This window comes from Erythrobacter sp. NE805, from assembly GCF_046452355.1.
Classification (GTDB): domain Bacteria; phylum Pseudomonadota; class Alphaproteobacteria; order Sphingomonadales; family Sphingomonadaceae; genus Erythrobacter.
The window spans coordinates 1239826-1261702 of record NZ_JBKFDI010000001.1 but is presented as its reverse complement, the minus strand read 5'-3'; the positions used below and the strand labels follow the sequence as shown (position 1 = coordinate 1261702).

The following is a 21877-nucleotide window of genomic DNA, read 5'->3' as shown; positions in this document are numbered from 1 at the left end:
CGCGAGGGGCGGGTGGATGCCCTCCGATGTTTCACGTGAAACATTGAGCCGCGGAACCGAGTGGGAATGTTTCACGTGAAACATCGGGGCAAAATTGGCGACCAATGTTTCACGTGAAACATTCGGGGCGATTGCTACTTCCCGATGCAGAACCGTCCGAACAGCGTGTCGAGCATATCCTCGGTCGTCGCGCGACCGATCAACCGGTCGAAAGCGAGCCGCGCGCGCCGCAACTCCTCAGCGATCAGCAGGGGATCGGCCAGCCCGCCCGCCGCCTCCAGCGCCTCGGCCGCTTCGGTGAGCCGCGCGTGCTGGCGGGCATTGAGCGCCGCCTCGCCCGGCTTCGGCAAGGCCGTCCGCGCCGCCTCGACGAGCGCCTGCTTGAGCGCTGCCACGCCCTCCCCGGTCGCGGCGGAGACAGTGAACCGCGCAGCGCGCTTCGCTGCGAAGTCGTAACGGTCGGCCTGCGCGGCGATCTCCCAGGCCCCCGCCGGCCCCTCACCCTCGGGGCCGAGCCACAGCACCGCGTCGGCGCGCGCCAGCGCGTCAAGCGCCCGGTCGATGCCGATCGCCTCGATGGGATCCGCGGTCTCCGGATCCCGAAGGCCCGCGGTGTCGACGAAGGTGAAGGGCACCCCGTCAATCGCGACCGCGCGCTCGATCAGGTCGCGGGTGGTCCCGGCAATCGGAGAAGTGATCGCCGCCTCGCTCTCGACGAGCGCGTTGAAGAGCGTCGACTTCCCGGCATTCGGCGGCCCGGCGAGCACCACGCAGTAACCTTCCCCCAGCCGCTCCGACCGGGGGCGGGCCAGCCACGCGCGTAGCTCGTCCGCAAGCGCGGCAATGTTCCACGTGAAACATTCGGGCAGATCCGCGGCGTCCTCCTCGTCCGAGAAGTCGAGCACGCCTTCCACTTCGGCGGACAGCGCGAGCGCCCGCTCGCGCCAGCCCTCGACCTGGCGCGACAGCGCGCCCCCCGCGTTGGCGAGCGCCGCCGCGCGCTGGAGCTCGGTTTCGGCAGCGAGGAGTTCGCCCAGCCCCTCGGCCTCGGCGAGGTCGATGCGGCCGTTGGCGAAGGCGCGGCGGGTGAACTCCCCCGGCTCGGCGCGCCGGAGACCGGGAAGTCCAGCGAGCGCCCGCTCCACCGCCCCAATCACCGCCCGGCCTCCGTGGCAGTGGAACTCGGCGAGGTCCTCGCCGGTCGCGGTGTTCGGGCCGGGGAACCACAGCACAAGCGCACTGTCGAGCAATGCGCCCTCGCCGTCCCGCAACCGCGCCAGCGAGGCGCGCCGGGGTTCCGGCACCCTTCCGGCGAGGGCGAGCAAAGCCTCCCGCGCCGCCGGGCCGGAGACGCGGATCACCCCCACGCCCGCCGGCGGCGCGCCGCTCGACAGCGCGAAGATCGTCGCCCCGGCGCTCACGCGGTCACTCGGAGGATTTGGATCCCGAGGCAGCCTTCATCCCGCCCTCGACGAAGCTCTGGAACAGTTTCAGCCCCACCTGCCCCATCGGCGCGAGCGCGGTCGCATATTGCTGGAGCTGGGTCGGGTCCGAGACCCCGCGCATCGCCTTGGTGAGGTTCTCGACATAGACGTTGTTGGCCGCGCTCACGTCGGGCAGGCCCATGAAGCTGCGGGCCTCCTCGGGGGTGCACTCGATTTCGATGTTGATCTTCATGGGGCCAGCTCTCCTCTCCCTCCCCTCCATTTGCGCTTGGCACGCGGGCAAGGCAAGGCTTAGGGTTTCCTGCGAAGGCAAACCGCAGGAGAGGAACTTCCATGAGCCTCAACGACACCATCCCCACCCTCGAGGGCGACGCAAGCTTCGGCGCCTATGTCGCCCCGCCCGAGGGCACCCCGCGCGCGGCGATCATCGTCATCCAGGAGATCTTCGGGGTGAACCCCGGCATCCGGCAGAAGTGCGACCGCCTCGCCGCCGAGGGCTATCTCGCGGTCGCGCCGGACCTGTTCTGGCGGATCGAGCCCGGCATCGTGCTCGACCCCGACGTCGAGCCCGAGTTCCAGCGCGCGCTCGGCCTGTTCGGGCAGTTCGACCAGGACAAGGGCATCCGCGACATCGAGGCGACGATCCACCACATCCGCCGCACCCTCGGCGTCGCGAAGGTCGGCTGCGTCGGCTACTGCCTCGGCGGACGGCTTGCCTACATGACCGCGGCCCGCACCGACATCGACGCGAGCGTGGGCTACTACGGGGTGGGCATCGACGGGCTGCTCGGCGAGAAGCACGCGATTGCGCATCCGCTGATGCTCCACATCCCGACCGAGGACGGCTTTGTTCCACGTGAAACACAGGCGGCGATGCACGAAGGGCTGGATGATCACCCCAAGGTGACGCTCCACGACTATGAGGGGCTCGACCACGGCTTCGCGACCGAGACGGGCGCGCGGCGGCGGGAGGAGGCGGCGAACCTCGCCGACAGCCGCACCGCGGCCTTCTTCGCCGAGCATCTCGGGTGAGAGCGGGGCTTCTCGGCCTCCTCCTGCTGGCAACGCCGCTGGCCGCGCAGGAGGGACCGCAGCCCGATCTTGCCGAAGGCGAGGCGGTCGAGGTCGAGCTGCGCGCAGATCTGAACGGCGATGGGCTTCCCGACCTCGCCTACATCGCCGCGCGCGAGGAGTCGCGGGAACTGCGGGTGGTGACCAGCTATCGAAGCCCCACCGACTTCGGGCTGAACCCGGTCGAAACCCTGCCACTCGACCCCTACCCGCTGGGTGACGGGGTGCTGAAACTCAAAGGCAACGTCCTCACCCTCGAGGAGCTGTCGGGCGGCACAACGGCGGTCTTCAGCACCCACCGCTTCCGCTGGGACCCGAAGCTCGCGGCGATGCGGCTGATCGGGCTCGACGCGACGCTCTACAGCCGCACCTACGCGCATGACGGCGCGGAGGCGAGCTGGAACCTGCTGACCGGCGACCTGGTCACCCGCACCCTCAAGCTCAGGCAGCGGACCTATGACAAGGTCGGCGAGAGGAAATCGAAGAAGCCAAGCAAGCCGGTCAGGCTCGAGCAAGCGCCCAGCGGCGGCGACCTGCTCGGCTGGCCGGGCGCGCAATGAGGAGGGGATGATGGCGAACGGACACGCAGGGCTCGCCGGGTGGCACGCCTACATGGAGAGCAAGGGCGATCCCGCGGTGCTGGCCGGCCTCATCGCCGAGGATGCGGTGTTCCACTCGCCGGTGGTGCACACCCCGCAGGTCGGCAAGCCGGTGGTGATGGCCTACCTCCTCGCCGCCGCGCAGGTGCTCGGGAACGACAGCTTCCGCTATGTCCGCGAGCTGGTCGACGGCGACGAGGCGATGCTCGAATTCGCTACCGAATTGGACGGCATCACCATCAACGGGGTCGACATCATTCGCTGGAACGAAGAAGGAACAATTAGCGATTTCAAGGTGATGGTGCGACCGCTCAAGGCGATCAATAAGGTCTGGGAGATGATGGCGGCACAGCTTCAGGCAGCGCAGGGCTGAGCGCCGGGGCAGCCATCAGGCTCTCGACCGCGAAGGCCTGGAGCGCTTCCTCGATCGCAGCGGGCAGGGTGCCGCCGGCCGCGGCGGTCATTTCCGCGTGGGCCTTGAAGAGGTTGCGGTCGTCGAAATAGCGTATCGGCCAGCCGGGGAAGGTCGGCGCGGCGATCGAGCGTTCCCACACCACCGTCACGTCGCGGTGGCGCTGGTCTTGGCGGATTTTCTCGAAGGAACTCAGCAACTTCCACGTGCGCCCCTCGAGGATCTGGAGGAACCGCCCCTGCGAGTGCAGCAGCACGCCGGACAGGCCCCGCGCCTCGTTGCTGAGGCGGGCATGGTAGAGCAGGCGGATGAGCTCGGCGCGGTCGCACCCCGGCGCGGCGCGGCTCGTGTAGATGATTCGGCGCAAGGCAAGGACCCCTCGGGACAGGGTTTTCCCTTAGCTATCGGGGTGTGAGCAGACCCTAGCACACCCCTAGGGCCATTTACCTAACGCCTAGTTCAGCACCGCGAAGTTGACGATCATCTTGCGGACCTCGGGGTCGAGACCCTGCGGCAGGTCGCGCTCGAGCGTCTCGCGGCGGCTGTCGATGCTCTCGGCGATCATCACCCGCTTCATCGCCCAGTTCGGGCAAGCGCGTTCCGCAATCGTGCGGCAGTCGAGCACCGAGACCCCGGCGTGGCGCGGATCGGCGGTGATCGTCTCCATCAGCGCCGCGACCTCGCCCTCCTCGCCCTCGAGCAGCTGGAGGAAGTTGCGGCCGTTGAACAGCAGCAGCCCGGTGATGCCGCGCGCCGGATTGTTGCGCGCGCTCGCGGCGAGGATGGATTCGACCTCGTCGCGCCCGAGCGTCGGCGCGGTGCTGATGTAGAGGTACTGGCTGAGCACGTATTCCCGTCCCCGATCTGTCCCACCGCGCGCGCCGATCCCGCAGCGCGCGCAGGGGCCAAGCTATTGATTCATCGTCGCGAAGAAGTCTTCGTTGGTCTTGGAGTCCTTCATCTTGTCGAGCAGGAACTCCATCGCGTCTACGGTGCCCATCTGCATCAGGATGCGACGCAGCACCCACATCTTCGAGAGGTTGTCCTTCTGGACGAGCAGCTCTTCCTTGCGGGTGCCGGACTTGCCGACGTCGAGCGCGGGGAAGATGCGCTTGTCGGAAACCTTGCGGTCGAGCACGATTTCCGAGTTGCCGGTGCCCTTGAACTCTTCGAAGATCACCTCGTCCATCCGGCTGCCGGTATCGATCAGCGCGGTGGCGATGATCGAGAGCGAGCCGCCTTCCTCGATGTTGCGCGCGGCGCCGAAGAAGCGCTTGGGACGCTGGAGCGCGTTGGCGTCGACACCGCCGGTCAGCACCTTGCCCGAGCTCGGCACCACGGTGTTGTAGGCGCGGCCCAGACGCGTGATCGAGTCGAGCAGGATCACGACGTCATGCTTGTGCTCGACGAGGCGCTTGGCCTTTTCGATCACCATTTCGGCGACCTGGACGTGGCGGTTGGCGGGCTCGTCGAAGGTCGAGGAGATCACCTCGCCCTTCACCGAGCGCTGCATGTCGGTGACTTCCTCGGGCCGCTCGTCGACGAGCAGCACGATCAGGAACACCTCGGGGTGGTTGTCGGTGATCGCCTTGGCGATGTTCTGGAGCAGCACGGTCTTGCCGGTGCGCGGCGGGGCGACGATCAGCGCACGCTGGCCCTTGCCCTGCGGGGCGATGATGTCGATCACCCGCGCGCTCTTGTCCTTCACCGTCGGATCGAGCGTATCGAGCGACAGCTTCTGGTCGGGATAGAGCGGGGTGAGGTTGTCGAAGTTCGTCCGCAGGCGGACCGCGTCGGGATCGTCGAAATTGACCTTGGCGAGGCTGGTCAGCGCGAAGTAACGCTCCCCGTCGCGCGGGGCGCGGATCTCGCCCTCGACCGTGTCGCCGGTGCGCAGGCCCCAGCGGCGCACCTGGTTGGGCGAGACGTAGATGTCGTCCGGGCCGGCAAGATAGTTCGCCTCGGGGCTGCGCAGGAAGCCGAAGCCGTCCTGGAGCACTTCGATGGTGCCGATGCCCATGATCGGCTCCTCGTATTCCTCGTCCTCGGCGAGTTCGCGCAGGATGCTGAACAGCAGGTCCTGGCGGCGCATGGTCGAGGCGCCCTCGACGCCGAGTTCTTCCGCCATCGCGACCAGTTCGGCCGGGGTCTTTCGCTTGAGGTCCTTGAGATGCATGAAAATTTCCGAAAGTCAGGAGGTGGCCGGATGGTCAGTACCGCTGGAAGGCGGCGCCCCGATGGGATGGGGCCGGGCTTGGAGAAAGCAGACCTTGGCGCGTCAGGATGTCGCAGCCATTACCGGATGGGTGAAGCCGAGATAGGAGCGCAGCCGCGCGAGGTCAATCGGCGATTGGCCCCCCGCGCGCCGGGGCGCCTCAGAATGGCTTGAGGTAGACGAGGAACACGATCAGCACGAGCAGCAGGCCCGGCACCTCGCCGATCATGCGCAGCTGCTTCTCGGTCAGCGGCCGCTCGCCGCGCGCCATCTTCTTCGTCTGCGCGACGAGATAGCCGTGGAAGCCCGTCATCGCCAGCACCAGCGCGAGTTTGGCGTGGAGCCAGCCATAGGCGAACCATCCGCCCGAAATCGCCATGCTGAGGCCGAGCACCCAGACCACGATCAGCGAGGGGGTGAGGATGATGTTGCGGAGCTTCCCCATCCGTGTCGCCCACATGGCCTCGCCTTCGGAGCCGGGCGCATGATCGAGCATGTAGATGCACTGGCGCGGGAGCATGAACAGCCCGGCCATCCAGAACACGATGAAGATCACGTGCCCCGCCTTGAGGAAGAGGTAGATCGACTGAAGGAAGTCCATGCGTGTCCTAGCCCCTGAGCGCGGCGAGCAATTCCTCGACGTGGGAAATCGGCGTGTACTGGCCGATCCCGTGGCCGAGGTTGAAGACGTGCGGGCGATCCTCGAAGGCGCGGATGATGGTGCGCACCCGCTCGGGCAGCGCCGGGCCCCCGGCCTCGACCAGCAGCGGATCGAGATTGCCCTGCACCGGCATCCCCGCAGGCAGCGAGGCGTGGGCCCAGGCCGGGTCGAGCGTCTCGTCGAGGCCCACTGCATCGACCCCGGTCTCGCGGGCATAGGCGGGGAGCTTCGCGCCTGCGCCCTTGGGGAAGCCGATCACCGGGGTTTCCGGGTGGCTTTCCTTGAGCTTTGCGGTGATCGCCGCGTTGGGCGCGATCACCCACTTCTCGAACTGATCGGGGGCGAGGCTCCCGGCCCAGCTGTCGAACAGCTGCACCGCCTCCGCCCCCGCATCGATCTGGCCGCGCAGGTAGGTGACCGACACATCGACGATGGCATCGATGATCGCCTGGAGGTGCGCCGGATCGCGATAGGCGAGCAGCCGCGCCGGGCCCTGATCCTTGGAACCCTCGCCCGCGATCATGTAGGTCGCGACCGTCCAGGGACTCCCCGCAAAGCCGAGCATGGTGACCTCCGGCCCGATCTGCTGGCGGGTGAGGCGCACGGTCTCGTAGACCGGCTCGAAGCGCTCGAAGGCGGGATTGAAGCTGTCGAGCCCGACCTCGAGCAGCGTTGGCGCGAGGTGCGGGCCTTCACCGGCGGCGAAGGTCAGCCCCTGCCCCATCGCGTGGGGCACGATCAGGATGTCGGAGAACAGGATCGCCCCGTCGAAGCCGAAGCGGCGGATCGGCTGGACGGTGATCTCGGCCGCGGCCGCGCTGTCGTAGACGAGCTCGAGGAAGCCCCCCTTTTCCGCGCGCAACTCCCTGTATTCCGGGAGATACCGCCCCGCCTGGCGCATCAGCCAGACGGGGGCGCGGTCCTGGCGGACACCTTTGAGCGTATCGAGAAGCGGACCGGGCATGGCGTTCCTTAGAGCAAATCAATTCAATTTATAAAAGGAATGATGGAGTCTGTTGGCCCTGTGGAAAGCGGGAATTACCGGGCCCTGCCCGATTGCCCCCAGCCTGCCCCTGCGCCCCATGCCCCCACCGAATCCGCATGGATTGGACGTCAAGCGGGCTTTATCCCCACTCTTCCCAGCCTGTCGACAAAACTTGTCCCGTGTGGGCAAATGACCCGGTGAAAAGGAGCCGGGGCGGGGGCAAATTCGCTCACCAGCTTGTGGGCAAGCCCCTCCCGTGGTTTATGCCGGCATCTGTCCACAGGGGCCCCCGGACCGTCACCGCCATGCAGCGACTCAATCTCCACCTTGTATCGGATTCGACCGGCGAGACGCTGGAAATGATAGCCAAGGCGGCGCTCGCGCAGTTCGACAACCCCTCGGTGAACCGCCATTTCTGGCCGATGGTACGCTCGCTCCAGCACCTCGACCGGATCGTCCCGGACCTCGCCGCGCATCCCGGCCTCGTGCTCTACACGCTGGTGAACCCCGAGACGAGGAAGCGCCTGGAGGAGCATTGCCGCCACCTCGGCCTTCCCGCCGTGCCGGTGCTCGATCAGGTGACCGCGGCCCTGGAGGCGCAGCTCGGGCAGGAGGCGCATGGGCGTCCGGGCCGCCAGCACATGATGGACGAGACCTATTTCAAGCGGGTCGATGCCATCCAGTACACCATCGCCCACGACGACGGGATCGGGCACGAGGAGTGGGAGCAGGCCGACGTGGTGCTGGTCGGCGTGTCGCGCTCGTCCAAGACGCCGACCTCGATCTACCTCGCCAACCGCGGCTACAAGGTCGCGAACATCCCGCTGGTGGTCGAGAGCCCGCCGCCCAAGACGCTGTTCGGATTGCGCCACCCGCTGGTGGTGGGCCTCACCACCTCGCCGGAGCGGCTCATCCAGATCCGCCGCAACCGCCTGCTCTCGCTGAACGAGGCGACCGAGACGGCCTATGTCGACAACGACCGGGTCAAGACCGAGCTCCAGTTCGCGCGCCGGATGTTCGCCGACAACGGCTGGCCGGTGATCGACGTCACCCGCCGCTCGATCGAGGAGACCGCCGCGGCGATCATCCGGCTGGTGCAGGAGCGGGGTCGCAAGCCGGCGAGCGAGGGCGGGGTCGGCAAGCCGATATGACGTTGATTCTCGCCAGCAAGTCCGCCTCGCGCCGCGCGATGCTCGATGCCGCGGGCGTCGCCTATGAGAGCATCCCCGCCGACATCGACGAGCGCGCGGTGGAGGCGGGGCTCGCGGGCGCCTCCCCGCCCGAGATCGCCGAGGCGCTCGCCGTCGCCAAGGCTGCCGCTGTGGCGGCGCTGCACCCCCAGGCCCTTGTTCTCGGCTCGGATTCGCTGGTGGACTGCGCGGGCCGCCGCTTCGACAAGCCGCAGAGCCGCGAGGAGGCGGGGGAGCACCTCAGGTTCTTCTCGGGCAAGGTGATGGAGCTCCATTCCGCCGCCGCGCTGGTCCGGGGCGGGGGTTGCGAATGGAGCCATGCGAGTATCGCGCGGCTTCACGTGCGCGACCTCTCGGAGGAATTCATCGAGCATTATCTGGCGCTTGAGTGGCCCGCGATCGGCCACACCGTCGGCGCCTTCCGGATCGAGGGGCCGGGGGTGCAGCTGTTCGATCATATCGAGGGCGACCAGTTCACCGTGCTCGGGATGCCGCTGCTGCCGCTGCTGGGCGCGCTGCGCGAGGCGGGGGTGCTGATCGCATGACGAAGCCCTATGCCGAGGTGATCGGCGATCCGATTGCTCAAAGCAAGTCACCGAAAATCCACGGCTTCTGGCTCGCCAAGCTGGGGATCGAGGCCCAGTATCGCGCTTGCCACGTCCGCCCGGAGGAACTGGCGGAATATCTCTCGCGGAGACGCGGAGACGCGGAGTGGCGCGGGTGCAATGTCACCATGCCGCACAAGCAGGCGGTGATGCCGCTCCTCGACCGGATCGACCCGCCCGCCGACGAAATCGGGGCGGTGAACACGGTCCTGGCGGGGGGTGAGGGGGGTGTGACCGGCACCAACACCGATGCTGCGGGGTTCCTCGAGCCGCTTCGCCGGGACCTCGAGCGCACCCACTACTTCCGCATGGCCCGCATCCTCGGCACCGGCGGCGCGGCGCGGGCGATCGTCGCCGCGCTGGCCGGGCACGGCTTCACCCTCGTCGTCGCCGGGCGTGATCCCGGCAAGGCCCGGGCGCTGCTCGACGAGCTGGCCCCCGAGGGCGAACACCACGCCATCGACCTTGCCCATTTCGCCGACCCCACCGACTTCCCCTTCGACGACCGCGAAGGCTGCCTCGACCTCGTCGTCAACGCCTCCTCGCTCGGGATGGCGGGCCAGCCCCCCCTCGCCTTCGACTGGAGCCACGCGCCCCCCGGCGCGATTGCCTACGACATCGTCACCGCCCCGCTCGACACGCCCTTTCTTCAGGGCGCGCGGGCGAAGGGCCACCGCACTATTGACGGGCTGTCGATGCTGATCGGGCAGGCGGCGGTTGCCTTCGAACGCTTCTTCGGCGCGGCCCCCCCGCGCGAACATGACGGCGAACTGCGGGCGATCCTCACCCAATGACGACTCCAAAAATCATCGGCCTCACCGGCTCCATCGGCATGGGCAAGTCGACCGTCGCGGCGATGTTCGCCGAGGCCGGGATCCCGGTGTTCGACGCCGACGCCGAGGTGCGCGCGATGCAGGGGCCGGGGGGCGAGCTCCTCCCCGCGATCGAGGCGGCCTTCCCCGGATCGACCGGCCCCGAGGGGGTTGACCGCGACCGGCTCGGGCACCAGGTTTTCGCCGACAAGGAAGCGCTCGCGCGATTGGAGGCGATCGTCCACCCCGCCGTCGCGGCCAGGCGCGCCGCCTTCCTCGAAGCCAACCGCGACAAGCGCGCGGTGGTCTTCGATATCCCGCTGCTGTTCGAGCGCGGCGGGCACTCTACGGTCGATCTCGTCGTGGTGGTCTCCGCCCCCGAGGCGGTGCAGCGGGCCCGCGTCCTCGCCCGTCCGGGCATGACCGAGCAGAAATTCGAACACATCTTCGCTCTGCAACTCCACGATTCGCACAAGCGCGACCGCGCCGATCACGTTATCGATACCGGCACCTCGCTCGAGGAAACCCGGGCGCAGGTCGCAGCGCTAATCGCCTCGCTCTGACGACATCGAAATGACGCAAAGCGCGCTTGCAAGTGCCCGGACTTGGGCAGATAGTGCATCAAATGCGTGAGGTCATTTTCGACACGGAAACCACCGGGCTCGATCCCAAGACCGGGGACCGCATGGTGGAAATCGGCTGCATCGAGATGATCGGCCGGGTCGAGACGGGCCGCACCTTCCACGCCTATTTCAACCCGGATCGCGACATGCCGGTCGAGGCCGAGCGGGTCCATGGCCTCTCGAGCGCCTTCCTCGCCACCAAGCCGCGCTTTGCGCAATCCGCCGACGAGCTGCTCGAATTCCTCGGCGACGCGCCGCTGGTCGCGCACAATGCGGGCTTCGACTTCGGCTTCCTCAACAACGAGCTCGAACTCGCGGGCCGTGCGCCCATCAGCCTCGACCGGATGGTCGACACCGTCGCCATCGCCCGGCGCAAGCATCCGGGCGCGAAGCTCAGCCTCGATGCGCTGTGCACCCGCTACGGGATCGATCGCTCGCACCGCGTCAAGCACGGCGCGCTGCTCGATGCGGAGCTCCTCGCGCAGGTCTATGTCGAGCTGACCGGCGGGCGGCAGATCGGGCTCGGCCTGGTCGACGGCCCCGCCGAGGTGCTGGTCGCCGAGACAGTCACCGTCACCGAAACCCTCTGGCATCGCCCCGCGACCGACCGGCCGCGCCGCGAGCCTCGTCCCCATGCTGCCAGCCCGGAGGAGCTGGAGCGCCACCGCGCCTTCATGGCCGGAATCAAGGACGCGATCTGGGCCTCGTGACGAGGCGCACCTCGCGCGACGACCTCAGGACTGGGATCCTCACTCACTCACGGGAGGACTGACTTCATGGACATTCGGATTTCCGGCCACCAGCTGGACACGGGCGCGGCGCTGCAGGAGCACGCCGCCGATCGCCTCGGCGCGATCGTCGACAAGTATTTCGACCGCGCGCTCTCCAGCCACGTGACCTTCGGCAAGGCGCCCGCGGGCTCCTACACCTGCGATATCGTCACCCACGTGATGCAGGGGCTGATCCTGAAGGCGCAAGGGGCGGCGCACGATGTCCATGTCGCGTTCGACGACGCGGTCGGGAAGATCGAGACGCAGCTGCGCCGCTACAAGCGCCGTCTCACCGATCGCCACGAACAGGCGAGCTATGCCCGCAGCGAGGAAGAGGCCGCCTACACGATCTTCGCCGTCGAGGAGGTCGAGGACGAGGAGGAGGAGGCTCTCGTCGCCGACGCCCCGCTGGTGATCGCCGAGACCCGCGTCGACATCCCCACCGCGAGCGTCGCCGACGCGGTGATGCTCATGGACCTCAGGAACACCACCGCCCTGTTCTTCAAAAATGCTGGCACGGGACGGCATAATATGGTTTATCGACGCGCCGACGGTTCGATCGGATGGGTCGAGCCGAGATAGGGTCTGGTGACAGTTTTGCGTCACGCGCAAACAGCCACTATCGACAAGCCCAGGCGGCGGTAGCAGGAGGGGCGCCGCCCCGGCCCGGAGTGCTGATGGCAGCATCACCGGTCCGGACACTTGCCGAAGCCGCAGCGCCGGCGCAGGGCGCTTTTCTACCGGGATCTGTAACGCCATGGACGTCAACCTCGCTCTTTCACCGCAGGCGATCGCGTTCGCCCGGCTCGACACGAAGTCCAAGGTCCTCGCGCGAACGGCGCAGCTGCTCGGCGCGGCCTACGGGCTCGACGAGGCCGAGGTGCTCGAGAACCTCGAGGCGCGCGAGGCGCTGGGGAGCACCGGGTTCGGGCGCGGCGTGGCGATCCCGCATTGCCGCAGCAAGGACGTCCGCCGCCCCTCGCTGGCGCTGATCCGGCTCGAAGCGCCGATCGATTTCGCCGCGGCGGATTCGCGGCCCGTCACGCTGGTGTGCGGTCTGGTCTCGCCGGAGAACGCCGGGGCGACCCACCTCCACGCCCTCGCCGCGATCTCGCGGCTGACCCGCGACGAGGCGATGCTCCAGATGCTCGCCGACGCGCCCGACACCGAGGCGGCCTATGCGCTGCTGACCAACCAGTTCCTGCGCTCCGCGGCCTGATCCGACCCACGCTCCATGCCCGCCAGTGACGAATTTCCTTCGGCGAGCGGGGCGGAGCAGCATTACCGTGCGCTTGAGCGGCTCTATGCCTCGGCGCCGGTCAATGCCAAGTTCGCGAGCGCGCTGCACATCCCGGGGGAGGGGCGGTCGCGGCTGACCTTCACCGTCACCCCCGAGGACTACCACGCGGCGGGCGCGGCGCACGGGACGATCTACTTCAAGATGCTCGACGATGCGGCTTTCTACGCGGCGAACACGCTCGCGACCGACCGCTTCCTCCTCACCACCAGCTTCAACCTCCACTTCACCAAGCCGGTGCGCGCCGGGACCGTCACCGCCGAGGGGCGCTGGGTGAGCGGGCGCCGCCGCGTGTTCGTCGCCGAGGCGCGGCTGGTCGATGCCGAGGGCGAGGAGATCGGGCGCGGGACCGGCACCTTCATGCGCTCGCGCATCGCGCTCTCGAGCCTGCCCGGCTATGCGGCCGGCGGCCCGTCTGGGCTGTGAGGCATGGACACGCGGCTGCCCGCGCATCTCGAGGCGAGCGCGATCATCCGCCGCGCCGAGGCGCAGGGCGGATCGGCGATGGTGCTCGCGAAAGGCGAGCGCGATGCGGGGACGATCCTGCTGGTAATGATCGGCCGCGGCGAGGCTGCCGTGCTGTTCGAAAGGATGCCGCAGCTCGACGGATCGCGCAGCTTTGTTGCGACGAAGCGTGAAGATATTGAGAATCCTCAGGAATTCTCCGAATATCTCGCCCGGCGCCGCCGTCAGGACCCCGACACATGGCTAATCGAGGTTAGTATCGCAGATCCCGAACGGTTCGTCGCAGCCTGCGACGAAACGCGTTGACGTAAACGGCAAGCCTCGCCAGAGCGCCCCCACTCCCAAGCGCAGGCTGGCAGGGCGGCAATCCGGCCGATCGTCCAGCACGCAGACGGGGAGCGGCCGGCAGGCTTTTCGAGCCCCCCACATCTTCACCGATCTGGACCCAGGTTCCCGCCTGCGCCCGTGCGCGCTCACCGCCCGTTTTGAAGTTTCGATGCGTCGCAAGACCACCACCTTCGCCGCGATCGCCGGACTGGCGCTCGCAACCACGATGTTCCCGACCGGCAGCAATGCCGTCGCCCTCGCCGAGGCCGCCACCGAGCATCTGACCGCTCCCGCCCCCGCGCCCGAGCTGGTCCCCGGCGATATCGCCTTCGTCTCCGAGCCGCTGGTACAGCCGCTTGAGACTCCGGCAGCCTCCACCCCCACCCTCACCGAAGCCGGATCGCTCGAAGAGCTGGTCGGCATGGTCGACACCGCCGAGCCGATGAGCGCCGAGATGCGCTGCCTTGCGGGCGCTGTCTATTTCGAGGCCCGCGGCGAGGAACTCGCCGGGCAGCTCGCCGTGGCGCAGGTGATCGTCAACCGCACCGAGGACGGGCGTTTCCCGAAGTCCTATTGCGGCGTCGTCACCCAGCCGGGGCAGTTCTCCTTCATGAAGGGCGCGCGGATGCCGAAGGTCCGCGAAAGCTCGCCCGCCTGGACGCGCGCGGTCGCGATCGCCCATATCGCCCACCAGGGCCTGTGGGAGCAGCAGGCCGGCGACGCGGTGTTCTTCCACGCGGCCCGCGTCCGCCCCGGCTGGAGCGCCGGCAAGACCCGCCTCGCGCAGATCGACACGCATATCTTCTATCGTTGATCGCGAAGGGCACAGCCCATCACCGTTCGCCCTGAGCCTGTCGAAGGGCTGCACTTCTTTTCGAAGGTGAAGGACGGTGCTTCGACAAGCTCAGCACGAACGGGCTTGATGTCTATGCCCGCAGCCGCACCCACACCGGCGTGTGGTCGCTCGCCTTCTCGCGCCCGCGATAGGACTTGTCGACGCCGCAGGCCTCGAGCCGGTCGGCGCATTCGGGCGAGAGGAGGATGTGGTCGATCCGGAAGCCGTGGTCGCGCTGCCATGCGCCGGCCTGGTAGTCCCAGAAGGTCCACACCCCCCCGCGCGGGTTGTGGGTGCGGACCGCGTCGACCCAGCCGTCGGCTAGGATGCGGGCATAGGCGGCGCGGCTCTCGGGCTGCATCAGCGCATCGGAGGCCATCGCCTTCACCGACCACACGTCGTCGTCGTGCGGGATGACGTTGAAATCGCCGAGCACCACCGCCGGGACCTCCTCGGCCCACAGCTCGGCCATGCGTTCGCGCAGCCGCGCCATCCACGCGAGCTTGTAGGTGAACTTCGGCCCCGGGTGCGGGTTGCCGTTGGGAAGGTAGAGGCAGGCGATGCGGATGCCGTTGACGTCCGCCTCGAGATAGCGCGCCTGCTCCTCGTCGCCCTCGTTGGGCCCCGGGATGCCGAGCCCGCGGCGCACCTCGGTGCAGGTGTAGCCCGCGGCGGTGTCGACGAGGATCGCCACCCCGTTGAAGGCCTTCTGCCCGTGGACGAGGACGGTATAGCCGAGCGCCTCGATCTCGCCCGCCGGGAAGGTCTCGTCCTGCGACTTGATCTCCTGCAGGCAGGCGACCGCGGGGCGCGTCTCCTCGAGCCACTCGAGAAGGCGCGGCAGGCGGGCCTTGATGCCGTTGATGTTGTAGGTGGCGATCTTCATGCAAGGCTCCCTCGTCATTGCGAGCGGAGCGAAGCAATCCATGATCCGGCGGGTGGTGCCGGGGGCGAGGTCAGTCCGTGGATTGCCGCGTCGGCCCGATGGGCCTCCTCGCAATGACCAGGCGAGAGATCAACCTAAATCCCGAAGCTCGCCCCGCAGCCGCAGCCAGCGGCGGCCTGAGGATTCTCGACCTTGAAGGCCGCCCCGCCCAGCGACTCGACGAAATCGACCGTGCTCCCGGCGATCAGGTCGAGGCTCATGGGGTCGACCACCAGCTTCACCCCGTCGGTCTCGGAGACGGTATCGTCCGCTTGTGGCGCGTCGGCGAGGTCGAACTTGTACTGGAAGCCCGAGCACCCCCCGCCCTCGACCGCGAGGCGCAGGATCGCCGCGCGCGACTGCTTCTGCGCGATCAGGGCAACCCGCTTGGCGGCGGCGGGGGTGAGGATCAGGGGCTCGGCGCTCATGGCCCCAATCTAGGGCGCGGATGCGCGATCCTCAAGGCCGTCAGGCGACGGTGATATATTGCCGCAGCGCCTCGGCCTCGTGGGTCACCTCGTCCATCTTGTGCTTCACGAGGTCGCCGATCGAGATGAAGGCGACGAGCTCGCCGTTCTGGACCACCGGGAAGTGGCGGAAGCGGCGGCGGGTCATCAGGCTGAGCGCCTCGTCGATGGTGGTCGCGGGTTCCACCGTCACCGCGGGCGAGGTCATGATCTCCTCCACGGCGACGTCGAGGCAGGCGGCCCCGCGGTCGGCGAGTCGGTAGATCACGTCGCGTTCCGAGACGATGCCGACCACGCGGCCGCCCTTCAGCACCGGCAGGGCGCCGATGCGCCTGGCGGCGAGGGTCTGGACCACTTCGGAGACCGGCGTGGTGCAGTCGCAGGCGATGATGTCGGTGGGGCCGCGCTTGGCGATGATACGGGATACGGTCATGGCAATCTCCCTCCTCGGACAGGGAAAGTGCCATGATTCGCGGGCAAAGGCGAATCGCCGCTGCCGCGCCTCGCCGCACAGCCGCGCTTGCATCGCACGCCGCGCCCCTTGCAGCTTTCACGCGTTGCCAATCGGCCCTGCGCGCGCCATGTCGGAGGGATGACCCGCAAGAGCCCGCTCGACGATCCCGCCAACGCCGCCCACGCCTGGGCGCGCTATCGCCAGATCATGCGCTGGCTGCTGGCGGCGACGGTGCTGGTGGTGGGCCTCGCGGTCGGCCTGCTGTTCGCCTTCAACGGGGCGATCTCGGTGCATTTCTACATCGCGGTGGCGCTGGGGATCAGCCTCACCATGCTGCTCGGCGGGGGGCTGATGGGCCTCGTGTTCCTCTCCAACGGGACGGGCCACGACGAATCGGTCGACAACCACATGCCGAGCCGCGACGAGCTGTGGAGCCCGAAGGAGGACTAGTCGTCCTCTCCGGCGAGCTTGCCCCGCAGCCGGAACTCCTCCACCGGCACCCCGCCGATGAGGTGCTCCTGGATGATCCGCTCGAGCACCTTGGGCGAGCAGGAGTGGTACCACACCCCGTCGGGCCACACGACCGCGATCGGGCCGGCGGCGCAGATCTGGAAGCAGTCGGCCTTGGTCCGCTGGACGCCGCCCCCCGCCCCGCGCTTGGCCTCGGCATCGCGCAAGGGGCCGACGAGGCCCAATTCCTTGAGGCGCGACTTGAGGAAGCCCCACGCCTCCTCGCCCTCCTTGCGCGAGCAGCACTTCTGCTTCTCGGACACCGCGCACAGCAGGATGTGGCGCCCGATCGCCGTCTCGCCCTCGCCGTAATGCTTGGCGAGCGAGTGCCGCGCGGCGGCGAGGTCGTGCTTGCTCACTTGCCCGCTTCCGGCTTCAGCCAGCGGTCGAGCCAGGCGAACACCGTGTTGTGCCATTGCAGCGAGTTCTTCGCGCCGAGCACCCAGTGGTTCTCGTCCGGGAAGACGAGGAGCTGCGAGGGGATGCCGCGCTCCTGAAGCGCGGTGAAGCTCATCAGGCCCTGGCTATAGGGGACGCGGAAGTCCTGCTGGCCGGTGACGACCAGCATCGGCGTCTGCCACTTCGCCACATGGTTCGCCGGGTTCCACTTCTCGTGGGTGTCCTTCGCCTGCTCGTAGGAGCCGCCGAAGTCCCAGCGCGGGAACCACAGTTCCTCGGTCGAATAATACATCGAGCGGGTGTCGAAGATGCCGTCGTGCTGGACGAGGCATGTGAAGCGGTCGGGCCAGTTGCCGGCGATCCAGTTGACCATGTAGCCGCCGTAGCTCGCCCCCATCGCGCAGGCGCGGGCGCCGTCGATCTGGGCGTCGAGCTTCAGTGCGGCGTCGAGCCCCTTCTGCAAGTCCTCGAGCGGCCCCCCGCCCCAGTCCCTGTTGATCGCGTCGGTGAAGGCCTGCCCGTATCCGGTGCTGCCGTGGAAATCGACCGAGATGACCGCGTAGCCCTGCGAGGCGACGACGCGGGGGTTCCAGCGGTTCGACCAGGCGTCGTTGAAGCTGCCCTGCGGCCCGCCGTGGATGTAGAGAATTGCCGGGATCGGCCCGGTCTGGTCGGCGAGGCGCGTGATCTGGCCCCACACCGTGTCGCCCTTCGCGCCGGTGAAGCTGAAGCGGCGGGTGACGATGTTCGCAAGGCCGCCCATGCGGGTGGTGGCGACATCGGTGAGCGGGCGCGCCTGGCTCATGTCGTTCGATAGGTACAGCTCCGCCGGTGCGCCCAGCGAATCGCGGGTGAACAGCAGGCCGCCCCTCGGCAGCGGCACGAGATTGGCGATATGCGCCTCGCTCCCCGCCATGAGGTTGAGCTCGGTGACCTTGCCGGTGGCGACGTCGATGCGGAAGGCGGGGGTGTCAAGCACCTTCTCTGCGGTGGCGACGAGGCTCTTGCTGTCGGGTGCCCAGACGAGGCTGCCGAAGCTGAGGTCGACCTTTTCGGTCAGATTGCGCTTCGTCCCGCTGGCGAGGTCCATCACCCACACCGAGAGCTTGTCCGCCTCGTAGGTCGGCCGCTCCATCGCCAGCCAGGCGAGGAACTTGCCGTCGGGCGAGATCGCCGGCTGGGTGTCGGTCGCCTCGTTCTTGAAGGTGAGGAGGTCCGGCTTCGCGCCGTCGAGCTTCGAGCGGTAGATGTCGAGGTTGGTCGAGCCGGGCTCGGCGCCGTCGGCGAGGCGCGCGGTGAAGTAGAGCGCGCTGCCGTCGGGGGCGAAGGCGATCTCCTCGGCCCCGCCGAAGGGCATCGTCGGGGTGTCGGCGGTGATCCCGTTCGCCCGATCCGTGCCGTCGGCGGGCATGCCCTGCCCCTCAGCGACGCCGCCCGCGACCGCAAAGACGAAGATGCGGTTGTGGAGGCCCGGGGTCGCCCAGCGGTCCCAGTGGCGCACGAAGCCGTCTTTCGCGTCATAGAGGCGGCCCGTGCCTGGGCCGGGGAGGTAGCCCGCCTTGGCATCGGCGCAGCCGAAGCTCGGGCAGTCGCGCGGCACCTCGCCCCACACGGCGATGCGCGAGCCCTTGGGGGAGAGCTTGAAGCCGGCGATGTCGCGCGTCGTCGCGGGGGTGACGAGCTGGGGAGTGCCTGCCGTGCCGTCCTTCGCCAGCGTCACCCGCCACACGCGGGAGAGCGCCGGGGCGGCCTTGTCGGTGCTCTCGCTGCTCAGGAAGTAGAGGCTGCCGTCCGTGCCGAAAGCGAGGTCCGAGGCCTTGAGCGGCAGGCTCAGTGCGACCGGCTGGGCACCCGACTTCGCAAGGTCGAGGAGGTAGTGCGTCGGCGTCCGCTTGAGGCTCGCCGGATCGGTGACGGTCACGCTGTAGACCGCCAGCGTGCCGTCCTTGTTCACCGCCGGAGCCCCGAGGCGCGGGAGAGTGACGAGGTCCGCGGCGCTCATCGGCGGCGCTGTGACGCCCGGCGGGGGCGCGGCCTGTTGGGCTGCGGCGGGAACGGCGAAGGCGAGTGCGGCGACCAGCGCGCCGAAAGCTGTGATGTGACGCATGGGCGGAGGCGTTAGACCTCCCGGCGCCGACGCGCCAGCCCCGCGATTACCCTCAGCGGCGCTTGCCGACGATCCGGGCGATTTCGGCCTGCACCAGGCTCTCGACCATCGCGGGCAGGTTCGCCTCGAGCCACTCGGCGAGCATCGGGCGCAGCAGCTCGCGGGTCAGCCCTTCGAGCGAGGTCTCGCCCGAACGCACGATCTGCGGGCGCGCGGGCGGTTCGGCGAGCATCGCGAGCGCGGCCAGATTCTCCTGCATCGCGCCCATCACCGTGTCGGCGATCAGCGGCGATTCCTCGGCCGCTTCCAACGGAACCGCGGGAGTAGGCGCAGGCGCGACGTCGAGTTCGGAAAGGTCGAGCACCTCGTCGGCATCGCGGACCTTGTGGGTGCGCACCAGCGGGGCAGGTTCGGCATCGTCGTCCTCGGAGACCAGCATCCGCCGGCGCCGTGCCTCGAGCGCCCCGGCGCGGTTGTCTCGGGCGATCACCTTCTTGATCGATTCGAGGATCTCCTCGACCGAAGCCCCCCCTGTTTGATCGAGGTTTTCCTGCGCCATAGTCCGAGCCCCGCTGAAACGCCCGGAGCGCCGTCCCGAATCGGGACCGCTCACTTCTCGCCGGGCAGCAATTGCGGCCCGATTGTTGCCGTGGCGGGCGGAATGTCAACGGTGCGGGTCGATTTCGCGACCGGCTCGGGGTCGCGGTCCCAGTCGCTGAGCTTGCGGCGCACGCGCTCGGCATTGACTTCGGGGTCGTAGAGCGGCCCGCCGGTGTCGAGGTTGAGGTCGCGTGCCTCGGCCCGGCCCATCAGCGCGAGCAGGTTGAACCCGGCGACATAGGCGTTGCGCCGCGCGGTGACGAGCTGGGCGCGGGCGTTGACCAGTTCCTGCTCGGCGTTGAGCACGTCGAGGATCTGGCGGTTGCCGATCGAGTTCTCCGCGCGCACGCCCTCGAGGCTGAGCTCGGCGGCCTCGACCGCGGCCTGCGCGCTCTTGATGACGGCGTTGGCGGCCTGCCAGTTGGCGTAGGTCGAACGCGTCTCGGCGATGATCTGGCGTTCGGCGGCGATCACGTCCTCGAGCGCGGCGCTCTCTCGCGCGCCGGCCTGGCGCTGGCGCGCGGCGGGGAGCCCCCCCTGGAACAGCGGGATGGTGACCCGCACCCCGGCGTTGGCGGTTTTCTCGCTCTGGGCGAAGTCCTGCGAGATCGGGCCGCCGAGCGTGCCGAAGAAGTCGCTGTACTCGCCATTGACGAACACGCCCACGGTGGGGAGCCGTCCGGCGCCCGCCACCTTGGTGTCGAAGCCCGCCGCCTCGGCGCGCTGCTTGGCGGCATCGAGGTTGGGGTTGTTTGCGAGCGCACTGACGATCGCCTCGCCGACAGTGTCGGGCAGGCCCGGTAGCGGCGGGGGCGCGGCGAGCTCGCCCGGCTCCTTGCCGACGAGCCGGATATAGGTCTCGCGCGCGGCGATGAGGTTCGCCTCGGCGCCTTCCAGATCACCCTCGGCCACCGCGAGGCGGCTGCGCGACTGGGCGACGTCGGTGATGGTGAGGTCGCCGATCTGGAAGCGGTCACTGGTCGCCTCGAGATTGGTGCGCAGCACCGCGACCTGGTTCTGTGCGAGCGCCACCAGCGCCTCGGTGCGCAGCACGTCCATGTAGGCGGCGACGACGTTGCTGAACAGCGTGCTCTCGGTATTGCGCAGGTCCGCCTGCCCGGCCTCGACCCGCTCGCGCGCGGCGCGCAACCCGTTGCGGATCGCCCCGCCCGAATAGACCGGCACGAGCAGCTGCGGGGCGACCGTGAGGTTGCGGCTCGGCGCGGTGAAGGAGTTCGCGGACTGCCGGATGAACTCGATATGGGTCGCGGTGACGTTGAGCGTCGGGCGGCCCTGCGCGCGGCTGATCGCCACGCCCTCGTCGGTGGCGCGCTGGTTGGCGCGCGCGGATTCGAGCGTCGGGTTGGTGTTGTAGGCGTTCACGAGCGCCTCGCGCAGGTCGTCCGCCGCGGCGGGCGCGGCGGCGAGTGCGAGCAGGCTGGCCGATGCGGCCAGACGCAGCGAGGCGGCGGAAAGGTTCATCAGAAGGTCCAGCCCTTCGGCGCGGCGAAGGAGGGGAGCACCGGGATGCCGAGGTCCTCGACCGGTTGCAGCGTCACCTGCCCGGCGATGCGGCGGCCCGCGGCGAGGCGGGTGACCCGGCGCAGCACGTAGCCGGTGACGATCCGCCCGTCCTCGGCGAGGGCGTCGGCGAGGCCCTGCGGCAGCTGCTCGATCGCGCCGTCGACGAGGATCAGGGTGTGTTGGCCGGTGCCGGTCATCGCGGCGGCTTCTTCGGCGGAGACCTCGGTAAGCTCGGCGACGAGCGGGCGGACCAGCGCGGCGAGGTAGCCGGTCCCGCCGCTCACCACCAGCACGCGGTCATCCGGGCCCGGCGCGGCCTCGACGAGGAGCTTGCCGTAGAACAGCGGCGCGGCGAGCGTGCCGCCGGTGCCGAGCGACACCGCGCGGTCGATATAGGCGGCGGCCGCCTTGTCCGCGGGCAGGAACTCCTCGCGCGGCACGGCGAGCATCCGGGCGAGGACATATTCCTCGTTCACGCCGCTGGTGCGCAGCTGGCTGTCGATCATCGCGCGGCGGGCGACTGAGGTGTCGGGCAGGGTCATGGTCATCGTGTTCATGTCTCTTCGGGAAACTGTATTA

General features: G+C 68.7%; 29 protein-coding genes. 14 read left to right on the top strand and 15 right to left on the bottom strand.

Going from position 1 to position 21877, the window contains the following annotated elements:
* Nucleotides 1-134 precede the first annotated feature (134 nt).
* Together mnmE and ACLBKU_RS05935 are read right to left on the bottom strand one after the other, a co-directional pair.
* Entirely contained in the window at nucleotides 135-1421 is a 1287-nt protein-coding gene (gene mnmE, locus ACLBKU_RS05940; protein ID WP_410178611.1) for a tRNA uridine-5-carboxymethylaminomethyl(34) synthesis GTPase MnmE, read from the bottom strand.
* 4 nt (nucleotides 1422-1425) lie between these two features.
* Nucleotides 1426-1677, bottom strand: coding sequence for a DUF6489 family protein (locus ACLBKU_RS05935; protein WP_410178610.1), 252 nt, complete (start codon nucleotides 1675-1677; stop codon nucleotides 1426-1428).
* 101 nt (nucleotides 1678-1778) lie between these two features.
* Here ACLBKU_RS05935 and ACLBKU_RS05930 point away from each other — a divergent pair, with 101 nt between their 5' ends.
* From ACLBKU_RS05930 to ACLBKU_RS05920, 3 genes are read left to right on the top strand one after another with little or no spacing between them, the layout of a single operon-like run.
* A complete protein-coding gene (locus ACLBKU_RS05930) occupies nucleotides 1779-2477 on the top strand; it encodes a dienelactone hydrolase family protein (RefSeq protein WP_410178609.1) in 699 nt (232 codons plus the stop codon).
* On the top strand, nucleotides 2474-3076 hold the full coding sequence (locus ACLBKU_RS05925; protein ID WP_410178608.1) for a hypothetical protein: 603 nt from the start codon (nucleotides 2474-2476) through the stop codon (nucleotides 3074-3076). Before ACLBKU_RS05930 ends, ACLBKU_RS05925 begins: the two co-directional genes overlap by 4 nt.
* 10 nt (nucleotides 3077-3086) lie before the next feature.
* Nucleotides 3087-3488, top strand: coding sequence for a nuclear transport factor 2 family protein (locus tag ACLBKU_RS05920; RefSeq protein WP_410179000.1), 402 nt, complete (start codon nucleotides 3087-3089; stop codon nucleotides 3486-3488).
* Here the strand turns inward: ACLBKU_RS05920 and ACLBKU_RS05915 are convergent.
* The 5 genes from ACLBKU_RS05915 to hemE all read right to left on the bottom strand — a co-directional run bounded on the left by ACLBKU_RS05915 (nucleotide 3436) and on the right by hemE (nucleotide 7367).
* Nucleotides 3436-3894, bottom strand: coding sequence for a BLUF domain-containing protein (locus tag ACLBKU_RS05915; RefSeq protein ID WP_410178607.1), 459 nt, complete (start codon nucleotides 3892-3894; stop codon nucleotides 3436-3438). The genes ACLBKU_RS05920 and ACLBKU_RS05915 overlap by 53 nt on opposite strands.
* Before the next feature lie 87 nt (nucleotides 3895-3981).
* Nucleotides 3982-4374, bottom strand: a complete 393-nt coding sequence (locus tag ACLBKU_RS05910) for a BLUF domain-containing protein (RefSeq protein WP_410178606.1) — start codon at nucleotides 4372-4374, stop codon at nucleotides 3982-3984.
* Between the two features lie 63 nt (nucleotides 4375-4437).
* Complete coding sequence (gene rho, locus ACLBKU_RS05905; protein WP_410178605.1) at nucleotides 4438-5703, bottom strand: transcription termination factor Rho; 1266 nt, start codon at nucleotides 5701-5703, stop codon at nucleotides 4438-4440.
* A gap of 199 nt (nucleotides 5704-5902) precedes the next feature.
* Nucleotides 5903-6343, bottom strand: coding sequence for a CopD family protein (locus ACLBKU_RS05900; protein ID WP_410178604.1), 441 nt, complete (start codon nucleotides 6341-6343; stop codon nucleotides 5903-5905).
* A 7-nt stretch (nucleotides 6344-6350) separates the two neighbouring features.
* Nucleotides 6351-7367: a uroporphyrinogen decarboxylase gene (hemE, locus tag ACLBKU_RS05895; RefSeq protein ID WP_410178603.1), complete on the bottom strand. Its 1017-nt coding sequence runs from the start codon at nucleotides 7365-7367 to the stop codon at nucleotides 6351-6353.
* A gap of 326 nt (nucleotides 7368-7693) precedes the next feature.
* Here hemE and ACLBKU_RS05890 point away from each other — a divergent pair, with 326 nt between their 5' ends.
* The 10 genes from ACLBKU_RS05890 to ACLBKU_RS05845 all read left to right on the top strand — a co-directional run bounded on the left by ACLBKU_RS05890 (nucleotide 7694) and on the right by ACLBKU_RS05845 (nucleotide 14291).
* A complete protein-coding gene (locus ACLBKU_RS05890; protein WP_410178602.1) occupies nucleotides 7694-8539 on the top strand; it encodes a pyruvate, water dikinase regulatory protein in 846 nt (281 codons plus the stop codon).
* On the top strand, nucleotides 8536-9123 hold the full coding sequence (locus ACLBKU_RS05885) for a Maf family protein (RefSeq protein WP_410178601.1): 588 nt from the start codon (nucleotides 8536-8538) through the stop codon (nucleotides 9121-9123). The genes ACLBKU_RS05890 and ACLBKU_RS05885 overlap by 4 nt, the downstream gene beginning before the upstream one ends.
* Nucleotides 9120-9977, top strand: coding sequence for a shikimate dehydrogenase (gene aroE, locus ACLBKU_RS05880; protein WP_410178600.1), 858 nt, complete (start codon nucleotides 9120-9122; stop codon nucleotides 9975-9977). Before ACLBKU_RS05885 ends, aroE begins: the two co-directional genes overlap by 4 nt.
* A complete protein-coding gene (coaE, locus tag ACLBKU_RS05875) occupies nucleotides 9974-10558 on the top strand; it encodes a dephospho-CoA kinase (protein ID WP_410178599.1) in 585 nt (194 codons plus the stop codon). The genes aroE and coaE overlap by 4 nt, the downstream gene beginning before the upstream one ends.
* Before the next feature lie 62 nt (nucleotides 10559-10620).
* Nucleotides 10621-11328 carry a DNA polymerase III subunit epsilon gene (gene dnaQ, locus ACLBKU_RS05870; protein ID WP_410178598.1) on the top strand — a complete coding sequence of 236 codons (708 nt, stop codon included), beginning with the start codon at nucleotides 10621-10623 and terminating at the stop codon, nucleotides 11326-11328.
* Between the two features lie 66 nt (nucleotides 11329-11394).
* Nucleotides 11395-11970 (top strand): ribosome hibernation-promoting factor, HPF/YfiA family, encoded by a 576-nt coding sequence (gene hpf / locus ACLBKU_RS05865; RefSeq protein WP_410178597.1) that lies wholly within the window; start codon nucleotides 11395-11397, stop codon nucleotides 11968-11970.
* A gap of 175 nt (nucleotides 11971-12145) precedes the next feature.
* Entirely contained in the window at nucleotides 12146-12607 is a 462-nt protein-coding gene (locus ACLBKU_RS05860; protein WP_410178596.1) for a PTS sugar transporter subunit IIA, read from the top strand.
* A gap of 15 nt (nucleotides 12608-12622) precedes the next feature.
* Nucleotides 12623-13111: a PaaI family thioesterase gene (locus ACLBKU_RS05855; protein WP_410178595.1), complete on the top strand. Its 489-nt coding sequence runs from the start codon at nucleotides 12623-12625 to the stop codon at nucleotides 13109-13111.
* Nucleotides 13112-13114: 3 nt separating this feature from the next.
* Nucleotides 13115-13456, top strand: a complete 342-nt coding sequence (locus ACLBKU_RS05850; RefSeq protein WP_410178594.1) for a DUF1491 family protein — start codon at nucleotides 13115-13117, stop codon at nucleotides 13454-13456.
* Nucleotides 13457-13646: 190 nt separating this feature from the next.
* Nucleotides 13647-14291 (top strand): cell wall hydrolase, encoded by a 645-nt coding sequence (locus ACLBKU_RS05845; RefSeq protein WP_410178593.1) that lies wholly within the window; start codon nucleotides 13647-13649, stop codon nucleotides 14289-14291.
* 112 nt (nucleotides 14292-14403) lie between these two features.
* Here the strand turns inward: ACLBKU_RS05845 and xth are convergent, their stop codons facing one another.
* From xth to ACLBKU_RS05830, 3 genes are all read right to left on the bottom strand, one after another.
* A complete protein-coding gene (gene xth / locus ACLBKU_RS05840) occupies nucleotides 14404-15198 on the bottom strand; it encodes an exodeoxyribonuclease III (RefSeq protein WP_410178592.1) in 795 nt (264 codons plus the stop codon).
* Between the two features lie 134 nt (nucleotides 15199-15332).
* Nucleotides 15333-15665, bottom strand: a complete 333-nt coding sequence (gene erpA / locus ACLBKU_RS05835) for an iron-sulfur cluster insertion protein ErpA (protein ID WP_410178591.1) — start codon at nucleotides 15663-15665, stop codon at nucleotides 15333-15335.
* Nucleotides 15666-15705: 40 nt separating this feature from the next.
* The gene (locus ACLBKU_RS05830; protein WP_410178590.1) at nucleotides 15706-16137 is read right to left on the bottom strand and encodes a CBS domain-containing protein; all 432 of its coding nucleotides are present in this window, start codon (nucleotides 16135-16137) and stop codon (nucleotides 15706-15708) included.
* 159 nt (nucleotides 16138-16296) lie between these two features.
* Between ACLBKU_RS05830 and ACLBKU_RS05825 the strand changes: the two genes are divergently transcribed.
* The gene (locus ACLBKU_RS05825; protein WP_410178589.1) at nucleotides 16297-16608 is read left to right on the top strand and encodes a hypothetical protein; all 312 of its coding nucleotides are present in this window, start codon (nucleotides 16297-16299) and stop codon (nucleotides 16606-16608) included.
* Here the strand turns inward: ACLBKU_RS05825 and ACLBKU_RS05820 are convergent.
* The 5 genes from ACLBKU_RS05820 to ACLBKU_RS05800 are packed head-to-tail and all read right to left on the bottom strand — an operon-like array spanning nucleotide 16605 to nucleotide 21855.
* Nucleotides 16605-17027, bottom strand: a complete 423-nt coding sequence (locus tag ACLBKU_RS05820) for a (2Fe-2S) ferredoxin domain-containing protein (protein ID WP_410178588.1) — start codon at nucleotides 17025-17027, stop codon at nucleotides 16605-16607. The two genes, ACLBKU_RS05825 and ACLBKU_RS05820, sit on opposite strands and share 4 nt — an antisense overlap.
* Nucleotides 17024-19174, bottom strand: coding sequence for a prolyl oligopeptidase family serine peptidase (locus tag ACLBKU_RS05815; RefSeq protein WP_410178587.1), 2151 nt, complete (start codon nucleotides 19172-19174; stop codon nucleotides 17024-17026). Before ACLBKU_RS05815 ends, ACLBKU_RS05820 begins: the two co-directional genes overlap by 4 nt.
* Nucleotides 19175-19226: 52 nt before the next feature.
* A complete protein-coding gene (locus ACLBKU_RS05810; RefSeq protein WP_410178586.1) occupies nucleotides 19227-19733 on the bottom strand; it encodes a DUF2497 domain-containing protein in 507 nt (168 codons plus the stop codon).
* A gap of 50 nt (nucleotides 19734-19783) precedes the next feature.
* Nucleotides 19784-21256, bottom strand: a complete 1473-nt coding sequence (locus ACLBKU_RS05805) for a TolC family outer membrane protein (RefSeq protein ID WP_410178585.1) — start codon at nucleotides 21254-21256, stop codon at nucleotides 19784-19786.
* Nucleotides 21256-21855, bottom strand: a complete 600-nt coding sequence (locus ACLBKU_RS05800) for a protein-L-isoaspartate O-methyltransferase family protein (protein WP_410178584.1) — start codon at nucleotides 21853-21855, stop codon at nucleotides 21256-21258. The genes ACLBKU_RS05805 and ACLBKU_RS05800 overlap by 1 nt, the downstream gene beginning before the upstream one ends.
* Nucleotides 21856-21877: the final 22 nt, after the last annotated feature.